Source organism: Bacillus sp. 204(2023) (assembly GCF_037027505.1).
Classification (GTDB): domain Bacteria; phylum Bacillota; class Bacilli; order Bacillales; family Bacillaceae; genus Bacillus; species Bacillus subtilis.
Genome location: NZ_JAXCHE010000002.1, coordinates 227,129 through 245,530, shown reverse-complemented (window position 1 = coordinate 245,530; position 18,402 = coordinate 227,129). Strand labels below are relative to the sequence as shown.

General features: G+C 43.5%; 16 protein-coding genes. 5 read left to right on the top strand and 11 right to left on the bottom strand.

Going from position 1 to position 18,402, the window contains the following annotated elements:
- The 4 genes from ctaE to cyoE all read right to left on the bottom strand — a co-directional run bounded on the left by ctaE (window position 1) and on the right by cyoE (window position 4,752).
- Window positions 1-624: a cytochrome c oxidase subunit III gene (ctaE, locus tag WA279_RS05710; RefSeq protein ID WP_003232244.1), complete on the bottom strand. Its 624-nt coding sequence runs from the start codon at window positions 622-624 to the stop codon at window positions 1-3.
- Entirely contained in the window at window positions 624-2,492 is a 1,869-nt protein-coding gene (gene ctaD / locus WA279_RS05705) for a cytochrome c oxidase subunit I (protein WP_021479350.1), read from the bottom strand. The genes ctaE and ctaD overlap by 1 nt, the downstream gene beginning before the upstream one ends.
- A 32-nt stretch (window positions 2,493-2,524) precedes the next feature.
- Complete coding sequence (gene coxB / locus WA279_RS05700; protein WP_336154623.1) at window positions 2,525-3,595, bottom strand: cytochrome c oxidase subunit II; 1,071 nt, start codon at window positions 3,593-3,595, stop codon at window positions 2,525-2,527.
- A gap of 239 nt (window positions 3,596-3,834) precedes the next feature.
- Window positions 3,835-4,752, bottom strand: a complete 918-nt coding sequence (gene cyoE, locus WA279_RS05695; RefSeq protein ID WP_003232250.1) for a heme o synthase — start codon at window positions 4,750-4,752, stop codon at window positions 3,835-3,837.
- A 354-nt stretch (window positions 4,753-5,106) separates the two neighbouring features.
- On the opposite strand from cyoE, the gene ctaA reads away from it, so the two are divergent.
- The gene (gene ctaA, locus WA279_RS05690) at window positions 5,107-6,027 is read left to right on the top strand and encodes a heme A synthase CtaA (protein WP_015483190.1); all 921 of its coding nucleotides are present in this window, start codon (window positions 5,107-5,109) and stop codon (window positions 6,025-6,027) included.
- A gap of 411 nt (window positions 6,028-6,438) precedes the next feature.
- On the opposite strand, the gene pyc is transcribed toward ctaA, so the two are convergent.
- The 4 genes from pyc to glsA all read right to left on the bottom strand — a co-directional run bounded on the left by pyc (window position 6,439) and on the right by glsA (window position 12,685).
- Entirely contained in the window at window positions 6,439-9,885 is a 3,447-nt protein-coding gene (gene pyc, locus WA279_RS05685; RefSeq protein ID WP_336154621.1) for a pyruvate carboxylase, read from the bottom strand.
- Between the two features lie 74 nt (window positions 9,886-9,959).
- Window positions 9,960-11,171, bottom strand: a complete 1,212-nt coding sequence (gene ftsW, locus WA279_RS05680) for a cell division protein FtsW (protein WP_336154619.1) — start codon at window positions 11,169-11,171, stop codon at window positions 9,960-9,962.
- 205 nt (window positions 11,172-11,376) lie between these two features.
- The gene (locus WA279_RS05675) at window positions 11,377-11,658 is read right to left on the bottom strand and encodes a YlaN family protein (protein ID WP_003245286.1); all 282 of its coding nucleotides are present in this window, start codon (window positions 11,656-11,658) and stop codon (window positions 11,377-11,379) included.
- A gap of 97 nt (window positions 11,659-11,755) precedes the next feature.
- Window positions 11,756-12,685, bottom strand: coding sequence for a glutaminase A (gene glsA / locus WA279_RS05670; RefSeq protein ID WP_336154617.1), 930 nt, complete (start codon window positions 12,683-12,685; stop codon window positions 11,756-11,758).
- Window positions 12,686-12,787: 102 nt separating this feature from the next.
- On the opposite strand from glsA, the gene WA279_RS05665 reads away from it, so the two are divergent.
- Window positions 12,788-13,273: a peptidyl-prolyl cis-trans isomerase gene (locus WA279_RS05665; RefSeq protein ID WP_336154616.1), complete on the top strand. Its 486-nt coding sequence runs from the start codon at window positions 12,788-12,790 to the stop codon at window positions 13,271-13,273.
- 2 nt (window positions 13,274-13,275) lie between these two features.
- Here the strand turns inward: WA279_RS05665 and WA279_RS05660 are convergent, their stop codons facing one another.
- Window positions 13,276-14,604 (bottom strand): PhoH family protein, encoded by a 1,329-nt coding sequence (locus tag WA279_RS05660; RefSeq protein ID WP_072175374.1) that lies wholly within the window; start codon window positions 14,602-14,604, stop codon window positions 13,276-13,278.
- Window positions 14,605-14,758: 154 nt separating this feature from the next.
- On the opposite strand from WA279_RS05660, the gene WA279_RS05655 reads away from it, so the two are divergent.
- The gene (locus WA279_RS05655; protein WP_003232269.1) at window positions 14,759-15,388 is read left to right on the top strand and encodes a YhcN/YlaJ family sporulation lipoprotein; all 630 of its coding nucleotides are present in this window, start codon (window positions 14,759-14,761) and stop codon (window positions 15,386-15,388) included.
- Window positions 15,389-15,470: 82 nt separating this feature from the next.
- Window positions 15,471-15,680: a YlaI family protein gene (locus WA279_RS05650; protein ID WP_003232271.1), complete on the top strand. Its 210-nt coding sequence runs from the start codon at window positions 15,471-15,473 to the stop codon at window positions 15,678-15,680.
- Window positions 15,681-15,735: 55 nt separating this feature from the next.
- On the opposite strand, the gene WA279_RS05645 is transcribed toward WA279_RS05650, so the two are convergent.
- Both WA279_RS05645 and typA read right to left on the bottom strand, forming a co-directional pair.
- The gene (locus tag WA279_RS05645; RefSeq protein WP_003232274.1) at window positions 15,736-16,053 is read right to left on the bottom strand and encodes a YlaH-like family protein; all 318 of its coding nucleotides are present in this window, start codon (window positions 16,051-16,053) and stop codon (window positions 15,736-15,738) included.
- Between the two features lie 56 nt (window positions 16,054-16,109).
- Entirely contained in the window at window positions 16,110-17,948 is a 1,839-nt protein-coding gene (typA, locus tag WA279_RS05640) for a translational GTPase TypA (protein ID WP_003232278.1), read from the bottom strand.
- A gap of 112 nt (window positions 17,949-18,060) precedes the next feature.
- Between typA and WA279_RS05635 the strand changes: the two genes are divergently transcribed.
- A complete protein-coding gene (locus tag WA279_RS05635) occupies window positions 18,061-18,249 on the top strand; it encodes a YlaF family protein (RefSeq protein ID WP_003245500.1) in 189 nt (62 codons plus the stop codon).
- Window positions 18,250-18,402: the final 153 nt, after the last annotated feature.

The following is an 18,402-nucleotide window of genomic DNA, read 5'->3' as shown; positions in this document are numbered from 1 at the left end:
TTATCCCACCATCCCCATTAAATATACAACGGTAAAGATGAAGACCCACACGACATCAATAAAGTGCCAATAAAGGCTGGCAACGTAAAACTTAGGCGCCGTATACAGATTCAGCCCTCTCTTGGCATTGCGGATCATTAGCGTGCTGATCCACATAAGCCCAAATGCCACGTGGGCGCCGTGTGTACCGACAAGCGTGTAAAACGCAGAACCAAGGGCAGAGCTTGTGATGGTAAAGCCAAATTCATGGGTGTAATGCTTGAACTCATAGATTTCCAGTCCTAAAAAGCCCGCCCCCAATAAAATCGTAATTCCCAGCCAAAGCTGCATCTTGCCGAAGGAAAAGTTCTTCATGTGGTACATCGCGTACACACTCGTTAAACTGCTCGTTAATAGAAGCATTGTGGCAATGAATACAAGTGTCACATCGAACATTTCCGTCGTAGGCGGATCACCGGCATTTGAATTCCGAAGCGCAAGAAACGTGGCGAAGAGAGACGCAAACAGAACAGTCTCTCCGCCAAGAAAAAGCCAAAAGCCTAAAAATTTATTTTTCCCTTCCAGGGTTACTTTTTCAGGAGAAGCCGGAAAGGTTTCTGCGGTGAATTTTTCTTGAACTTGCATTATGCCTTCACCCCTTTATCATCGTTCGGCAGTTCCTCTTTATGAATATGATAGCCGTGATCATCAATTACTGAACGAAGCAGCATCGTAATAAATGTGATGCCGAGCCCGATAAAGATCACCGGCAGGCCCCAAGCGTAATCACTTCTGTACAGCAGCCCGAACGCTGCGACAAAAAGGCCGAAGGAAATGACGAGCGGCAGGATTGAGCCGTTTGGCATATGAATATCATCAACCGGTTCCGCCGGCGTCATTGATTCGTGCCCTGCCTGCTTCTCAATCCAAAACGGATCAAGTCCTCTGACAAAAGGAAGCTGTTTAAAGTTATACTCCGGCGGCGGTGAAGAAACGGTCCATTCCAGCGTACGTCCGTCATGCCATGGATCAGCACCTACATATTCACCTTTTACCGATGTCCATATGACATTGACCAGCAGAAGAATAACAGCTGCCGCCATAAAAAACGCCCCGATTGTACTGATCAAGTTGCCGGTTTCCAGACCCTGTCCTGGCAAAAACGTATAAACCCGGCGCGGCATCCCCATTAAGCCGACAAAATGCTGAATGAAAAACGTGAGGTGAAAGCCGATAAAAAACAATACAAATGAAATTTTCCCCATCGTTTCATGCAGAATTTTACCGAACATTTTCGGCCACCAGAAATGAACACCGGCTAAAAGGCCGAATACAACGCCGCCAATAATGACGTAGTGGAAGTGCGCAACCACAAAATACGTATCATGGAACTGATAATCAGCCGCAGCAGCTGCCAGCATGACTCCCGTCACACCGCCGAGCACAAAGGATGGAATAAATGAGACAGCATACAGCATAGCGGTTGTATACTTCACATTTCCTCCCCAAATCGTCAACAGCCAGTTAAAAATCTTAATCCCGGTCGGAATCGCGATAGCCATTGTTGCAACCGCAAAAATCGCATTTGCAATCGGGCCGAGACCAGTCGTGAACATGTGGTGCACCCAAACCATAAAGCCCAGAAAGCCAATGAGCACGATTGCAAAAACCATTGAAGAATAGCCAAACAAACGCTTTCTGGCGAACACAGGGATGACCTCAGAAAAAATACCGAATGCAGGCAAAATTAGGATATAAACCTCCGGGTGGCCGAAGATCCAAAATAAATGTTCCCAAATGACCGTATTTCCGCCAAGCTCCGGATTAAAGAAATTGGTTCCGAACAGCCGATCCAGCATCATGAGAGCCAATCCAACCGTAAGCGGCGGAAACGCGAACAAAATCAATGCCGAGGCCACAAATGTCGTCCATGTAAACAAAGGCAGCCTCATATACGTCATGCCCGGAGCCCTCATGTTGATAATCGTGGCCAAAAAGTTAATCCCGGCTATCAGCGTCCCGAGCCCCGATATTTGGAGTCCGAGGACGAAAAAGTCTATGCCGTGCCCTTTAGAATGAAGCGAAAGTGAGGCATATGACGTCCAGCCCGCATCTGGCGCTCCGCCCAAAAACCAGCTTAGATTTAAGAAAATGCCCCCGAAAAAGAAGAGCCAAAAACCAAGCGCGTTTAAAAATGGAAACGAAACGTCCCGAGCCCCGATCTGCAAAGGCACAACCGCATTCATCAAGGCAAATAAGAGCGGCATCGCAGCCAGAAAGATCATCGTCGTTCCGTGCATAGTCATTACTTCATTGTACGCTTGAGCACTGAGAAACGCATTTTCCGGCTTTGCAAGCTGAATTCTGATAAACATCGCTTCAATTCCCCCGACAAGAAAGAAGAATCCCCCTGCTACTAAATAAAGAATCGCGATTTTTTTATGGTCCACCGTCGTCAAATAATCCCAAAGCATAGATCCGCGCGTCCGCTTTTCTGTAAGCGCATTCAACATATGTGACCTCCCCCAATATCTCCCTTTCTTCCCTACTTGCTTTCCGCTTTTAAGCCTTTTAAGTATTCATAAAGCGCATCTGTTTCGCTGTCTGAGAGCTTTGGATATGTGCCTGTCATTTTGTTCCCCGGCTTTATGCTGTCAGGGTCCTTTAGCCAAGCCTTCACATTTTCTTTGTTGGCCTCTTTCACCCCTGCCACTTTTGTCCTTTCACCGAAGGTCGCCAAGTTAGGTGCCGTTCTAGCGGCTTCTGCACGCTTATCATTCGGCTCTACCGCATGGCAGCTCAGGCAGTTTTTCTCTTTAAACAGTTCTTCACCCTGCTTAGCCAAATCGCTCTCTGATGTAGATTTATAGTTTTTCATTTCTTTTGTCCAGCCCTGAAATTCCTTTGCAGACATCGTCTTCACCTTAAAATCCATCAGGGCATGTGAAGGGCCGCAAAGCTCTGCACACTTCCCAAAAAACATATCTCCTGCCTCTTTGCTTCGTTTTGAATCAAATGTCAGGAAGAACTTATTTTCATTATCCGTATTCGTATCAAGTTTTCCTCCAACTGAAGGAATCCAGAAGGAATGTTTTACATCAGAGGCTTTTAAATTAAAATATACACGCTGATCTGTCGGTACAATCAGCTCCTGGCTTGTGATAATGCCGTAATCAGGGTACTCAAACTCCCACCAGTATAAATTTGCCCTAACATTGACTACAAGAGCATCCTCAGCTTTGCGGCCTTTTTTATCCATTGGTGATGTGTCCGCTAGCTCCAGCGTATATAATACAACAGGAATCACAAGAATAATGAGCAGCAAAATCGGGATCACGGTCCATGTGATTTCTAAAAATTTATTCCCCTCTACCTGTTTCGGTATCGTGTTCTCACCGACCCGTGATCTTCTGAATCTCACAATCACATAAAAGAAGATAACAGATACTACTGCAACAACAACCACCATAATCAATGTGCTGAGCACTGTCAGGTCATACTGTTTATCAGCCACCTCGCCAGCAGGCTTGAGCGTGGATAAAAAAGGTTTTCCACATCCGCTTAATAGAAGCGGCACTAAGGCTAATAATAAAATAAGACGCCAATGCTTTACCATTTCACCCAACCCCTTTTCTGGTCAATACAAAGGCGGAAAGCGGATCGAAATCTATCGCCATCCAACCTATCACCAATAAAGCACTTACATTTCCTCTTCTCTTAAATTATGAGTTTTTTTACTCAAAATGCCATCTATGTATAAAAGTAAAGCCGCCTGATTAAACAAGAGGTCAAGGCGGCATTTACTAGTTGTCATCGTTTATTTTGAAGCGATAAAACAAGCATCATATCTATTTTTTAGAAAAGCGTCAAGACAACCATGGCAACGAAATAGATTGTCATGTAGTTAAGCGAGTAAACGAACATCTGCGTTGCCCACTTCATGATATTCTTGGAGCGGAATCCCATTAAGCCAAGAATCAGCCAGCCGATATTTAACAGCAAGCCGAGAATGACAATCGGAAGACCCAGGCTACCAAGGAAAAACGGAAGCGGCATCAGGCACGCAACCCACACAATAATTTGTCTTTTTGTCACTTCAAATCCGTATACGACAGGAAGCATCGGAATATTTGCAGCTCTGTAATCCTCAGTTTTCTTAATAGCCAATGCTAAGAAGTGAGGAATCTGCCAAATAAATAAAATCATGAATAACACCCATGCTACGACACCGATATTCCCTTCCACTGCCGTCCATCCAATAAGCGGCGGCACTGCACCGGAAACGCTTCCTACTACTGTGTTAATCGTATAGCGGCGTTTCGTCCACATTGTGTACAATACAACATACGTAAAGACTCCGATAAAACCGATAACAGCAGCCATGACAGTTGTCATCAGCAGCATGATCAATCCTAAAGCAACCAGCAAAATTCCAGACCATAACGCCTGACTCGGCTGAATTTTACCCGTAACCGTCGGTCTTACTTTCGTACGCTCCATAAGATGGTCAATGTCCCGGTCATACCAGTTATTGATCGCGCAGGAGCCCGCAATAATCAGTGAAGACCCGATTAACGTAAGAAGAACGGTGTTTATATTGCCTAAAAAACTTAAACCGGAAATATGCAGTGCAAGCCACATTCCAGTGAAAGTCGTGATGAGGTTAGAATTGACGATCCCTATTTTAATAAGGGACAGAAAATCTTTCCATGCCGTTGTTTCTTCAATTTGTCCGTCTATAGCTGTATCATTTAAGATTCTGGAGTTAGCCATAACGTAAACCTCCCTTACAAACCTAACGCAGGAGAATAAAATAACCTGCAACTCTATCATACAAGATAACATCTTGTAAAAAAACATCCTATTAAATATTAAACGACAAACAGGAATTTATTTGTGAACTTTTTATGAATTTTACCAAAGATGAAGGCAATCTCCAAATCGGCATTGCGTTTACCTTATTTCTATCAGACCCGGCATGAATAATCAAGTGTACATTTTTCAGAAGCCGTCATTCTATTATATTTTTGTGAACAAAAGGCTCTGGGAATTGCCACAAAACACATATTCGCTTACACTTGGAACGTATATAAAATTGCAGCAGTATGTTGAGAAGGTGAATATTGTATGAATAAAGCATTAAAAGCTCTCGGTGTTCTGACGACATTTGTCATGCTAATTGTTTTAATCGGGGGTGCCCTCGTTACAAAAACAGGTTCCGGCCAAGGATGCGGCAGACAGTGGCCGCTGTGTCACGGCCGTTTTTTCCCTGAACTGAATCCGGCTTCAATTATTGAATGGAGCCACCGATTCGCAAGCGGAATCTCTATTATCCTTGTGCTAAGCCTTGCGTTTTGGTCATGGAGAAAAATCACGCCGATTTTCCGTGAAACAACGTTTCTCGCGATCATGTCAATTATCTTTTTATTTCTTCAGGCATTGCTTGGCGCATTGGCTGTCGTATTCGGTTCGAACGCGCTGATTATGGCGCTTCACTTCGGCATCTCATTAATTTCTTTTGCTTCAGTGCTTATTTTGACATTGCTCATATTTGAAGCTGATAAATCAGTCAGAACACTGGTTAAGCCGCTTCAAATCGGCAAAAAGATGCAATTTCACATGATAGGAATTTTAATATATTCCTATATCGTTGTGTATACAGGCGCATATGTAAGACACACTGAATCAAGTCTGGCATGTCCTGATGTGCCGCTGTGCAGCCCGCTGAACAATGGACTTCCGACCCAATTCCATGAATGGGTGCAAATGGGCCACAGAGCAGCAGCCTTACTGTTATTTGTATGGATTATTGTTGCCGCTGTTCATGCTATTACTTCCTATAAAGATCAAAAACAGATCTTTTGGGGATGGATCTCATGTCTTATTTTCATTACATTACAGGCACTGTCCGGTATTATGATCGTATACTCTGAACTGGCTCTGGGTTTTGCACTTGCCCACTCGTTCTTTATTGCCTGTCTGTTTGGCGTTCTATGCTACTTCTTATTATTGATTGCTCGTTTCCGTTATGAATCCAGGCAATCATAAGGACTCAAGACCAAAGCCTTAGGCGGCTTTGGTCTTTTTTCATGTCTTGTTTTGGCGCTTTATTGTTTCAATGGCCATCCTTCGCTGAACTTGATGATCAGTGAGCGGCTCACTTAAGGCTGTCTCCTTTCTCATCGTGATTATAGAAATTTCATATGCATCTATAGCCCGCGAACATAAGTATTAATCATTTTGGCCATTGGAAAATCAGATAGTGCTTATAGAAATATGCATGGACTACTACAAAGCATCTAAAAAATTGGTGGTATATAAGCCTCTTTTTATTTTGGACTTGTGACAGTACTGTATAATCTCTGAAGTCCCCTTATATCTCTTCTAACCATCTGTTTCACTCCACATTTTCTATATAAAAAACAAGAGTGTATATCATTGATATACACTCTTGTTTTTTTATGCTTTTTCAATTTCGAGAAGCAGATCTCCCGTTTGGATCGGCTCGCCATTTTTCACATGTACCTGCTTGATTGTTCCTGAGAAAGGCGCCTGAACCGTTGTTTCCATTTTCATCGCTTCATTAATCATCAAATGATCACCTTTATTGACTTTTGTGCCTGCTTCAGCCAATACCTTAATAACGGTTCCAGGCATGGAAGCTGCGATGTGGCTTGGATTTGTCCGGTCTGCTTTCAGCCTTTCCTGAACGGAAGACTTAATGCTTTCATCTTTAATGACTACTTCACGCGGCTGCCCGTTGAGTTCGAAATAAACGACGCGGGTGGCATCAGGCTGAGGCTCACCGATTGAAATCAGCTTAACGATCAGCGTTTTGCCGCGCTCAATTTCAACTTCTATCTCTTCACCTAATGTCATACCGTAGAAGAATGTCGGTGTATCTAATACCGAGATGTCTCCATAGCTTTCTGTCGTTTTCACATAATCAGTGAAGACTTTAGGATAAAGGGCATACGCCACAGCATCCTGATCTGAAATTTCCAAGTTATGCTGCTCTTTAAATTCCTGTTTGATCGCTTCAAATGACACCGGCTCAAGCAGTTCGCCCGGTCTGACTGTAATCGGCTCTTGCCCTTTTAAGATCAGCTTTTGCAGTTTTTCCGGGAATCCGCCATGAGGCTGGCCGATATTTCCTTTGAAAAGCTCCACGACAGAATCAGGGAAATCTAAAGATTCACCTTTTTCGTAAACGTCTCTTTCAGTCAGATTGTTTTGCACCATGTAAAGTGCCATATCTCCGACAACTTTTGAGGAAGGCGTTACCTTGACGATGTCACCGAACATATCGTTCACGCGTCTGTACATTTCCTTGACTTCGTTCCAGCGGTCACCAAGGCCTACTCCCTTGGCTTGCTGCTGCAGGTTGCTGTATTGCCCCCCTGGCATTTCGTGCTCATAAATTTCAGTATGCGGAGACTTCATTCCGCTTTCAAATTCACTATAATATTTACGTACCGACTCCCAATATTGGGACAGCAATTCAACGCCTTGGACATTCATTTCCGGACGGCGGTCGTTGCCTTCCATCGCATGATAAAATCCGCTCGCGCTAGGCTGTGACGTTAATCCCGCCATTGAGCTGACCGCCACGTCTATGATATCAACGCCGGCTTCAACAGCTTTCGCATACATATAAATACCGTTTCCGCTCGTATCATGCGTATGAAGGTGAACCGGAATGTCGATCGTTTCTTTCAACGCAGAAACAAGTTCATATGCAGCCTGCGGTTTTAACAGCCCTGCCATATCTTTAATCCCGAGAATATGGGCTCCGGCCGCCTCAAGCTCCTTCGCCATCGATGTATAATAAGCAAGATCGTACTTCGTCCGGTTCTTGTCAAGGATATCTCCCGTATAACAAATCGCAGCTTCTGCCACTTTTCCGGTATCCCGAACGGCATCAATGGCTAACGTCATCCCTTTTACCCAGTTTAAGCTGTCGAAAATACGAAACACATCAATACCGGATTGAGCTGATTGCTTCACAAATTCTTTAATCACATTGTCCGGATAATTCGTATAGCCGACCGCATTTGATGAGCGCAGCAGCATCTGGAATAAGGTATTCGGCACTTCTTTGCGAAGATCTTCCAAACGCTTCCACGGATCTTCTTTTAGGAATCGGTAGGCTACATCGAAGGTCGCGCCTCCCCACATTTCCATACTGAATAGTTCAGGCCATAACGCAGCCGTCGGATTTGCGATTTTTTTCAAATCATGCGATCTGATTCTAGTTGCCAATAACGATTGGTGGGCATCCCTGAATGTCGTATCGGTTAAAAGGACAGCTTTCTGCTCCTTAACCCAATTTGCAAGCCCTTCTGCACCTTTTTCATCGAGAATTTGCTTTGTTCCTTTGGCAGGCTGCTGATCAACGTCTACTTTTACGCTTAACGGTTTGTCAAACGCCGGTTTTTCTTTTTTCCCGATTCCGGGGAAACCGTTTACTGTCACATTGCCGATGTAAGTGAGCATTTTCGTTCCGCGGTCTTTTTGTTTAGGGAAATTAAATAATTCAGGCGTTGTATCAATGAAAGACGTATCATATTGCCCTGTCAGGAACTTCTCATGTTTTGCAACGTTCTCAAGGAACGGAATGTTCGTTTTTATGCCTCTGATTCTGAACTCCTGAAGGTTTCGCACCATTTTGGCAGCTGCCTGTTCAAACGTTAAAGCCCAAGTTGAAAGCTTAACGAGAAGTGAATCATAGTATGGTGTGATCACGGCACCCTGGAAGCTGTTTCCGGTATCAAGACGGACACCAAAACCGCCGCCTGAGCGGTAAGCCATGATTTTTCCTGTATCAGGCATGAAATCATTTTGCGGATCCTCAGTCGTAACCCGTGACTGAATGGCATAGCCGATTGTAAAAATGTCCTTTTGCTCAGGAATATTTACTTTTTTGCTGTGAAGGCTGTGCCCTTGGGCAACAAGGATCTGTGTTTGAACAATATCGACACCAGTAATCATTTCTGTTATCGTGTGTTCAACTTGTACGCGAGGATTTACTTCAATAAAGTAGAACTCGTTGTTTGCAACAAGGAATTCGACCGTCCCCGCATTTATATAGTTTACATTTTTGGCAAGCGCAACTGCCGCCTCACAAATTTGATCCCTTAATTCAGGTGACAGCGAGACACTCGGCGCCACTTCAATGACCTTTTGATGGCGTCTTTGAACGGAGCAATCCCTCTCAAAAAGATGGACGACATTGCCCTGCTTGTCTCCAATGACCTGAACCTCAATATGTTTTGGATTCTCAATTAATTTTTCTACATAAACTTCATCATTGCCAAAGGCTGCTTTCGCCTCTGATTTAGCACGCTCATATGCTTCTTTAACTTCACTTTCAGATCTGACAATCCGCATACCGCGGCCGCCGCCGCCAAGCGAGGCTTTAATGATGATCGGATAACCGTTAGCTTGTCCAAATTGTTCGACGGCTTCAAGCGTTTCGGCAGGACCGTCGCTTCCCGGAATCACGGGGATTCCCGCTTTTTCTGCCTGCTCACGCGCTTTTACCTTGTCACCAAACATATCGAGGTGTTCGGATTTTGGCCCTATGAATACGATGCCTTCTTCTTCACATCGTCTCGCAAAATGAATATTTTCAGATAAGAAACCGTATCCCGGATGAATTGCATCGACTTTGTTTCTTTTCGCAATATCAATGATACCTTCAATATCCAGGTAAGCATCAATCGGTTTTTTCCCTTCACCGACCAAGTATGCTTCATCCGCTTTGTACCGATGGTAGGAACCGGAATCTTCTTTTGAATAGACCGCAACTGTACGAATATTCAACTCGGTACACGCCCGGAATATTCGGATTGCAATTTCTCCCCTGTTTGCTACTAATACTTTTTGTATCGATTGCTGAGACAAACTTTTCTCCCCCTTACCCGAATGGAATATAATCTATCATAGCGGAATATCCTTCCCCTGTACACACTTGTTTTTTACTGATAAACAGTTTTTTTGAGCTGTTTCTTTTTCATTCCCTTCGGCGCCAAGGGCTCTTTCTTTTTCTTTTTCTCTGAATATTTCACAAACATGCTGATATTCGCTAATATCCCCATACTCCCCAGCAGCAGCACCAAAGAAGAGCCCCCGTAACTGATAAATGGCAGCGTAACCCCTGTAATCGGAATTAATCCGCTGACACCGCCAAGGTTAATAAACGACTGGATTGCAATCATGCTTGAAATGCCGATCGCTAGAAGACTTCCAAACGGGTCCTCGCATTTTCTGGCAATATAAAAACCTTTTATGACGACAAAACCCAATAAGAAAATCACAAACAATACCCCAAAAATGCCGAGCTCTTCAGCAATGACAGCCATAATAAAGTCAGTGTGTGATTCAGGCAGATATCCGTATTTTTGGATACTTTCACCGAGCCCCAGGCCGAAAATGCCGCCTGAGCTGATCGCATAATAAGAATTGATCACTTGCAAACCTGATGAATTTGCATACTTAAATGGGTCTTCAAGACTCTCAAAACGCGCCAAACGGCCTTTAGTTAAAATTTGATCCTGATTTAAATAGAGAATCGGGCTGACTAAAATTAAAACAATTCCGCCGAGCAAAAGCAGCCTCACCAGCGTCTTTCCGCTGAATCCGGAGCACAAGATCATGCACGTCGCAATTAACCCTATAATCATGGCTGTACCGAAATCAGGCTGCATGGCAATTAAACTACAAATCACAAGCGTCATGACTACCGGAGGGGCTACTCCCGTTAATAGATGGTCGATATAGCTTTGTTTTTTGGCATATACGGCTGCAAGGTATAAAATCACGACCAGTTTCACAAACTCCCCCGGCTGGATACTCATTCCGCCGATTTTAAACCAGCTCTGCGCGTTTCCGGCAACATGCCCGAAAACAAACAGTGAGATAAGCGCAAGAACAGATACAAGCAGTATCCCCTTCTGAAACTTTTGATGGGCCAATGCCTTGTAAGGAAACAACGCCATGAGAATAAATAGAGCGCCACCTGCAATTAAAGCAAACAGCTGCCGCATGAAGAAAAAGTTACTGCTTACGTTATATCGTGAAACAGCTGTAATCATGCTTGAGCTGTAAACCATCACCAAACCGAATCCGCACAGTAAAACAATTGCGAATATCAGCGAGTAATCATAAGATTTTAGCATTTTTTTTAACATAACATCCTCTTCCCTGCTTCTAACTTCCATTATCTATGGTTTTTATGTATTTATCTTTTTTATTTTACTACAATTTATCAAACGAGACGAAGAATCTCTATACGATTCGGAAGGAATGTGTAAAAAAAGACCGTCTTTTATGAGATGAGAGAAAAATAGCGGTTATAAAAAAACCCAAACTGTTAATAAGTTTGAGTTTTATCATTTATTTAGCTGTAAACGCGTCATGTAAAGCAGACAATTCGCGTTCCAATGTGTATAAAAGGTCTTTACCGTCTTTTTCATCAACCAATCCCAGGCGGACAGCAAAATCGATTTCCCTCGAAAGCCCGAACATTTGAGTATCTAAAACCTCTTCATATAGAGGACATTGAGGCATCGTTAAGTTATCCATTTGTACTCGGATCAGCTTCAAAATCTTCTCAGCGTCCACTTTTAAGAGTTCAAAAGCTTTTTGCCGATGGTCAACTATCATCTCTGAAGCCAAAAGTATCCCTCCGTTCCCCAGGCGAGTACCTAATTCTTCTATTTATCATAAAGGGTATCAACAGAAAATGCAAGAGGATTTAAGCATATGACATAAATTAAAAAATACTCAGCCTGTACATCTCAGACATTATTTCCAAAAGCTTTACACCTGCAATGCTGTTCCCTTTTTCGTCTAATGCGGGGCCGAATATGCCGATCCCGAAATCGTAAGGCGAAATGCCCATAATCCCGCCGGAGACGCCGCTTTTCGCAGGAATTCCGACCTTAATTGCGAATTCCCCGCTTGCATTGTACATTCCGCACGTCACCATAAATGTTTTGCAAATTCTAGCGACATCTTTTGAGATGACTTGCTCCCCAGTCTCTGGATGTCTGCCGTTCAATGCAAATACAGATCCGATTTTCGCTAAATCCAAGCTGTTCATCTCAATCGCGCATTGCTTCGTGTATAAATCCATTACTGCTTCTACATCATCTTCAAAAATGCCGTACTGCTTCATATAATAACACATCGCCCGATTAATCATTGAAGTGCTGTATTCAGATTCAGCCACTTCCCGGCAGTATGTAATCTCTTGGTTGTTTGTCAGCCTTCTGATAAAAGAAAGCAAATAATCAAGTCTCTCTTTTACCGTTCTTCCTCTTATCAGACTTGTCACTACCAATGCCCCGGCATTAATCATAGGGTTTAACGGCTTGCTCGGATTCACTGTTTCGAGCTTGATAATTGAATTAAACGGATCACCGGTCGGCTCCTGTCCAACATAACTGAAGACCTTATCTTTGCCGTATTCCATTAACACCAAAGCAAGGGAAAGGACTTTCGATATACTTTGAAGCGTAAATGTTTTTTCTACGTCACCTGCTGACAGACAAACATTATTGGAATAATAAATCGCCACTGACAGGTCGTGTTTATCAGCTTTTGCCAAGGCGGGAATATAGCTGGCTACCTCCCCCTTGTCCGTTACTTTTTTCGCCTTTTTCACTAAGTCTTCAAGCTCATCATTATGCCGGCATACCATGCAAACACCCTCGTTCCCTCAGCATTTCAATACACATAATTTGTACACAAAGTGACAATTCATGCGAAAACTTTTATAATTTTGAGAGAAGGGGGTCATATCATGAGCGTTATCCAAGTAAAAGGCAACGTTACATATCCGATTACCATAGATCCAAGTGTATGGATTTTTGATGATCGCAAATTTTCGTTTGACCGCAAAGGGGACAGTCAAGACACATATTTACAATCAGCCGAGGATGAATCCAACCTTGATCCGGAACGCGTCATCAGAGAGGGGCGAATTGCGCCGCCTACATTAAAGACGGAAAAACAATATGAGAAGCAAAAACTGATGAACGGCAGTTTCGCAATGAGACTTGGGACTGTCCTGAAAAATGCTGAGCCGAATAGCTCTGCGACACAATGTGTATTTGTCACAAGTTCGGGAAAGGCCGCCGTTTCTCTGGAAACCGCTCTGAACAGTATTGTCCATTTCAGTGAGGCAGGCAAGCCGATTCAAGAAGGCGGCCCCGTGCATATTTACTTTGAAGACCCGGTTCATCACAAACAGCCGATTACCGATGTAAAAGAGATCGAAATCATTTAATGTTACAGCAAATCAGCTGCGAGCTGGGCGAGACCTGATCTCTCACCTTTTAACAGCTTCACGCTGCCTGAGATGGATTGTCCTTTAAACCGCTCAACCACATAGGCCAAACCATTGTTCAGACTGTCTAAATATGGGTGATCAATTTGTTCAGGATCGCCCATTAAGACAATTTTACTGCCCTCACCGACTCTCGTCAGCAAAGTTTTTACCTCATGCCTGGTCAAATTTTGCGCTTCATCAATGATAATAAATTGATCTGGAATGCTTCTCCCTCTGATATAAGTCAGCGCCTCTACCTGAATTGAGCCAATTCCCGCCAAAATAGCATCAAGCTCCCCTGGTTTTTTCGCATTAAACAGAAACTCTAAGTTGTCAAAAATCGGCTGCATCCAAGGCTTTAGCTTTTCCTCTTTTTCGCCTGGCAAATACCCGATGTCCTTGCCAACAGGAACAATCGGCCTTGCGACGACCAGCTTTTTATATATACCCAAGTCTTCTGTCTGTAATAGCCCTGCCGCCAAAGCTAAGAGCGTTTTGCCGGTTCCCGCTTTTCCGATCAGGGTGACAAGCGGAATATCTTCCCGCAGCAAAAGCTCTAATGCCATTGTCTGCTGTACATTTTTCGGCCTGATTCCCCATATATGTTCATCATCAAATACGAGTCTTTTTAATACCGTTCCTGTTTTATCTGCAATTCCGACTGCCGAAGAGGATCCTCCTAGCTCATCCTTCATTAAAGCAAACTGATTCGGATAAAACGCATGCTGTTTCACATCGTTTACTGAAATTTGATTTTTTCCGTAAAAAGAGCTGAACAGCTGCTGGCTGATATATAAATCTTTATAGCCGCTGTACATTTCATCATTGTCCACAACCCGGTCATTCAAGAAATCTTCAGCAAGCAGTCCGATTGCGTCGGCTTTAACCCTGACCAGTACATCCTTACTGACGAGGATAACCGGCCTGCCATTTTCCTTGGTTTCTTCCTCGAGGCTCAAGTTTTTCGCAACGGCTAATATGCGATTATCGTTCGTCTTTTCAATAAAGATCTCTTGCAGCTGGTGAAACGAACGATGATTCAGTTCAATTCTCAGTGTGCCGCCGGTGTCAAGCGGGACATGCTCATGCAGCCTGCCCTTTTGTCTTAGCGCATCGATTAGCTTAGATACGTGCCTTGCATTCCTCCCAACTTCGTCCATATACCGTTTTTTTGAATCAACCTCTTCTAAAACGACAGCAGGGATGACAACCTCATTTTCTTCAAAAGAAAATATCGCGTTAGGATCCTGTAATAACACATTCGTATCTAACACATAAATTTTACTCAAGTCTCAGCCTCCTGATATAAGGGTCAAAGTTCTTCCTGCTTCTCTTTTGATGAAAAAGGTGAATGCCTGCTAAAATATATGTTTTTGTGCATAAAGATAGAAGGTTAATTCAACAATAAAATTAATGAAAGCATTTCAAGGAGGGAACCCGCAAGTGCGAATTCTTTTCATTATCATACAGCTGACACTTATCCTGTCCGCTTGTGCCTATCAACAAGGAAAACAGGGCCAGAATGTTGAAAAAGAATCAACAAGACAGCAGGAGACTAAACCGATTCACGTAAAGGACACAACTCAAGAAACAAAAGACAATGGAACAAGAACGGATATTGCCAAGCATCTTGTCAGCGTTGCTGAAAAAAACCCCGACGTCAAGGATGCAACAGCCGTTGTGCTGGGAGGTTATGCTGTTGTTGGGATTGATGTCGATGATACTTTGGACAGAAGCAAAGTGGAAACCATTAAATATTCTGTAGCCCAGGCGCTAAAGAATGATCGATATGGCGCCAACGCAGTAGTCATTGCTGATCCCGATACGGTCAGCCGCCTTCGCGAAATGAGCAGAGAAATCAGCGAGGGCCATCCGGTAACAGGTATACTGGATGAATTAGCTGCAATTGTCGGCCGAGTGCTTCCCGAAGTGCCTAACGATGTGATTGACAATGAAGACGAACCGCAAACAAAGCAGCAAAATGACCAATTAAATAGAAAACAGCAGCAGGAAATGGAGAAGGAGCAAAACGATCAATCTGATCATCATATGAAAAAGAACAACAATGACTAAGCTATAGCCTTGCGCTTTAGCTTTTTCTTATTTTGGACAGCTTCTGATCCGTGCTATAATACATGTTAGTGAAAGAGGTGATATGATGAGGGTCAAATGTTCTATTTGCGATAAAATTGAAACAATTGATGATGATACCCTGATCGCGAAACGGCTTCGAAACCGCCCGATCCATACATATATGTGCCAGGAATGCCACGATCGGATTGCCAAAAAAACAGAGGAACGGCTGAAAACGGGAAAATTTACTTTTCACCCGGGACAGCAGAAAAAAGAAAAAGTCAAAAAATAAAGCGGCCGCTTAACCATACAGAACACAAAAAAGACTCAGCTTTCAGCTGAGTCTTTTATGATTTTGCAGACTGTCCTTTTTTCGACTGATACAGCCGGATTTTGTAAATGATTAAAATCAGCGCAGCGACGACCAATCCTTCTGCCACGGGCAAAAACACCCCTAAAAAAGTCAAAACAGTGCAGCCCAACGCCAAAAATACATACACCACTGCAGATTTTAATACAGGAAGCCGTTTAGCAAATCCAAGCTTAAATACAATAACGGCCAACACAAAAATCGTGCCGTACAGCAGCCACATGCCTGCCGCAGGCTGCCGGTCTACTTGATATAGAGCGGCGAAGAACGACAGACGTTCGCTTACGTCATTCAAAAAGATTCCCTCCCCTGTAAACGTACGGGTTCTATCTTTTCAAATTCTGCACGAGATTAAGACAATCCTGCTGTTTTTTTCTTTTTAGCTGCTTTTTCACGTTCGTTCTTATTGAGGATCTTCTTTCTTAAACGGATGGATTCAGGCGTTACTTCACAATATTCATCTTCGTTTAAGTACTCTAGAGACTCCTCAAGAGACATGATGCGCGCTTTTTTAATTGTAGTTGTCTGATCCTTTGTCGCAGAACGGACGTTTGTTTGCTGTTTCATTTTGCTGACGTTAACAACAAGGTCGTTGTCACGGTTATGCTCTCCAACGATCATTCCTTCGTATACTTCAGTACCCGGCTCAACGAAGATGACACCGCGGTCTTCAATTCCTTGAATACCGTATGATGTTGCTTTTCCGTTTTCCATTGACACAAGTACACCTTGACGGCGTCCGCCGACTTGGCCTGCCTGCATCGGCTGGTAGCTGTCAAACGTATGGTTCAAAATACCGAATCCGCGTGTTAATGATAGGAATTCTGTAGAGTAACCGATCAATCCGCGGGAAGGAACTGTAAAGATGAGACGGACTTGGCCGTTTCCGTTGTTGATCATATCAACCATTTCACCTTTGCGGGCACCCATTGATTCCATGACAGAGCCAGTATGCTCTTCAGGAACATCAATTTGCACACGTTCAACAGGCTCACAGCGTACGCCGTCGATTTCTTTGATAATAACTTCAGGTTTTGACACTTGAAGCTCATAGCCCTCACGACGCATATTTTCAATTAAAATTGACAAGTGCAGCTCACCGCGTCCTGAAACAACCCAAGCATCAGGAGAAGCTGTTGGCTCAACACGCAAGCTCACATCCGTCTGAAGCTGTGATTGAAGACGCTCTTCGATTTTGCGGGCCGTTACATATTTGCCTTCACGGCCTGCAAACGGACTGTTATTCACGACAAATGTCATTTGAAGTGTCGGCTCATCAATGCGAAGGACCGGAAGCGGATCTTGATGGTCTACAGGACATACCGTTTCACCAACGTTGATATCTTCCATCCCGGAAACCGCAACGAGGTCTCCCGCTTTTGCTTCTTCAATTTCCACACGCTTTAAGCCTTGGAAACCAAAAATCTTTGTAACACGGAATGACTTTGCCGTTCCGTCAAGCTTCATTAGAGAAACCTGCTGTCCGACTTTCATTGTGCCGCGGAATACGCGTCCGATTCCGATACGGCCTACATAGTCGTTGTAGTCAAGAAGGGCAACTTGGAATTGAAGCGGCTCCTCTGCATTATCAACAGGTGCCGGAACATGCTTAATAATGGTTTCATATAAAGCTTCCATGTTTTCATCCTGTTGTTTCGGATCAAGACTCGCTGTTCCATTAATCGCGGAAGCATATACCACTGGGAACTCAAGCTGCTCTTCATTAGCATCAAGCTCAATGAACAGATCCAGAACTTCATCGATAACTTCCTCTGGACGAGCAAAGTCACGGTCAATTTTGTTTACAACAACAACAGGGTTCAGGTTTTGCTCAAGAGCTTTTTTCAGAACAAAACGAGTTTGAGGCATACAGCCTTCATATGCGTCAACGACAAGCACTACGCCGTCAACCATTTTCATAATCCGTTCTACTTCTCCCCCAAAGTCTGCGTGTCCAGGGGTGTCCAAAATATTGATACGTGTATCTTTATAGTTAATCGCAGTATTTTTCGCCAATATTGTAATGCCGCGTTCGCGTTCAAGATCATTAGAGTCCATTGCGCGTTCAGCAACCTGTTCGTTGGCACGGAACGTACCAGCCTGATGTAAAAGCTGATCGACTAGAGTCGTTTTCCCATGGTCAACGTGGGCAATAATCGCGATGTTGCGAAGATCATTTCGAAGTTTCACTTTTTCATCTCCTAAAAAAATTAGATAACTTTCATATTATATCACACATCCTCTTTAAAAGCGTCACGTTTTTCTGTAAACTTAATATAAGACGTAAAAGGGGATGGAATTTATGAAAAAAATGAATTGGCTTTTACTATTATTTGCATTTGCAGCGGTTTTCAGCATTATGCTGATCGGCGTCTTTATCGCTGAAAAAAGCCCTGCAGGCATTATCGCCAGCATTGTACTTGTTTGCGCTGTCATGGGCGGCGGATTTACATTAAAAAAGAAAATGCGCGAACAAGGCTTGCTTGATTAAAAGCATTGCCCCGCCGGCGACATTGTAATCAAAAAACACCGCAAAGAAAGCGGTGTTTTTCATTTCTTTAAGCCTTATCTCCCCTGTTTCTTAGTCAGGAAGATGCAAAACAGCCTTCATACATAGACAATCGTTCTAACGATCACACGTGCA